This window comes from Thiorhodococcus minor, from assembly GCF_010820565.1.
Classification (GTDB): Bacteria; Pseudomonadota; Gammaproteobacteria; order Chromatiales; family Chromatiaceae; genus Thiorhodococcus; species Thiorhodococcus minor.
In genome coordinates, this window is record NZ_JAAIJQ010000231.1 from 1 (window position 1) to 1,821 (window position 1,821).

Here is a 1,821-nt window from a genome sequence, read left to right on the forward strand (position 1 = left end):
TGAACAGCTCCTTGTAGCCGGTGTCGTGGTGCTTGGCCATCCCCATCTCCCCTGTCCAGATGGCCGAGAACTGTAGCCCCCTGCACGCGCCGGGACAATCCCGCGCGGCTTCGCGCCGCCGGCTCACGCGGCGGACGCCTCCAGTGGATCGATGGGTTTCGTGACCAGTCGGCGTCCGTGCCAAGGGGCAGCGTCATAGCGTGGTCACTCTACCCATCCTACCTTGCTCATTCCATCGCGCCGTTCGCCAAGGCATTTACCCCGCCGATTGGCCCGTCGGCGGCAGCGCGCCATTCGACATCCCCGCCGACGAAGCCGATTAACCAAGCCACCACGTAGGATGGGTAGAGCGCAGCGAAACCCATCATCCCCCCCTTCCTCGAAGGCCTCTGATTATGCCGACTGCAAGCAACGCCAGAGCGCCGCCGGCCGATCGCCGGCCGCTTGATTCGGCATAATCGGGTTGTCGGCATGATGGCGTTTATGCCGCGCGCGGCATAAGCGCCACACCATGGCCGTCCACCGTCTCGTCGCCTGGTATCGCGAGGGTGCCGACGTGCAACGGCTGTTGCCGAAACTGGCAACCTATCTGGGGCATGTCGATGTCGCGGCCACCCAGCGCTATCTGACGATGACGCCGGCATTGCTGCAGGAAGCGAGTCGTCGCTTTGAGCACTATATCCAGCCGGAGGTCAGTCATGAATGATACCGCTCTGCTGGGTCCTTGGGTCCGCCGCTTCTTGCTTGAGCATCTCATCGTCGAACGCAATCTGTCGCGTCAGACGCAGCTGAGTTACCGTGATGCACTGCGCCTCCTGCTGCCTTTCGTCGCCGTACGCTGTCATCAATCCCTTGATCGTTTGAGCGTGGAGCAGGTCAGCGCGGAGTCTGTGCGCGCTTTCCTGCAGTCTGTCGAGGAAGCGCGTCATTGCACGTGTGCCACACGGAATCAGCGCCTGGCGGCCATTCGCGCTTTCGCTGGCTTTGTGGCCGAGTACAGTCCGGAGCATATTGCCTGGTGCGGAGAAATTCGCCGTATTCCTTTCAAGAAAACCGGTCAACCGGCCGTGCCTTATCTGGAAAAACCGGAAATGGATGCCCTGCTCCGGGCGCCGGATCGCACGACCAGCCAAGGGCGGCGCGACTACGCGCTGTTGCTCTTCCTGTTCAACTCAGGGGCAAGGGCGAGTGAGGCGGCCGGGTTGACGATCGCCGACCTCGACTTGGCTCAACCCTCGGTTCGGTTGCTGGGCAAAGGCAACAAGATCCGCTTTTGCCCGCTGTGGTCCACGACCGTGCAGACGCTCGCGCCCTTGGTGGCGGAACGCGCACCGACCGAGGCCGTGTTCCTCAACCGATGCGGCCAACCGATCACGCGCTTTGGTATCCACACTCTGGTGGAGCGTTGCGCCCAAAAAGCAGCGGCCAAACTCCCTTCGCTGGCGAGCAAACGCGTCAGCCCGCATTCGCTGCGCCATACCACTGCCGTCTTTCTCCTGCGCGCCGGCGTGGATATCAATACGATCCGGGCTTGGCTCGGGCATGCTGTTGTCTCTCACATTTTTTCACCGGCCATTTCCCGAGTTATTTCGCGTCCCAGACCGGTGTCTTTCCCGCACTGATCACCCCGGTGAGGTCATGGTAGGAGGTGGAATAGTTTGAGGCGAAGGGGTTGCCTGGGTCAGAGGTTGGCGAGGCGTGTAGAGGGCTCGCCTTCGGGTGCCGTGGGCTGTCCCGGCGGCCATCGGCCCGCCGCGTTGAGGTCTTTCAGAAGGAGATCGGATCGTCGAAATCGTCGTTGAAGAGGTCGCCCTGACGCTC

Annotated in this window: 3 protein-coding genes; 2 read left to right on the top strand and 1 reads right to left on the bottom strand. The window is 62.3% G+C overall.

The window, feature by feature from the left end; genetic code table 11:
- Positions 1 to 227: 227 nt before the first annotated feature.
- Positions 228 to 368, bottom strand: a complete 141-nt coding sequence (locus tag G3446_RS26550) for a hypothetical protein (RefSeq protein ID WP_164456502.1) — start codon at positions 366 to 368, stop codon at positions 228 to 230.
- A gap of 143 nt (positions 369 to 511) precedes the next feature.
- Between G3446_RS26550 and G3446_RS26555 the strand changes: the two genes are divergently transcribed.
- The gene (locus tag G3446_RS26555) at positions 512 to 706 is read left to right on the top strand and encodes a site-specific integrase (protein WP_209262653.1); all 195 of its coding nucleotides are present in this window, start codon (positions 512 to 514) and stop codon (positions 704 to 706) included.
- Entirely contained in the window at positions 699 to 1,622 is a 924-nt protein-coding gene (locus tag G3446_RS26560) for a tyrosine-type recombinase/integrase (RefSeq protein WP_164456660.1), read from the top strand. The genes G3446_RS26555 and G3446_RS26560 overlap by 8 nt, the downstream gene beginning before the upstream one ends.
- The last annotated feature ends 199 nt before the right edge of the window (positions 1,623 to 1,821 follow it).

What these genes read in the sequence shown, in the direction of transcription:
- G3446_RS26560 (WP_164456660.1), top strand. Translation starts at nt 699, where the DNA reads ATGAATGATACCGCTCTGCTGGGTCCTTGGGTCCGCCGCTTCTTGCTT.
- G3446_RS26555 (WP_209262653.1), top strand. Translation starts at nt 512, where the DNA reads ATGGCCGTCCACCGTCTCGTCGCCTGGTATCGCGAGGGTGCCGACGTG.
- G3446_RS26550 (WP_164456502.1), bottom strand. Translation starts at nt 368, where the DNA reads ATGATGGGTTTCGCTGCGCTCTACCCATCCTACGTGGTGGCTTGGTTA.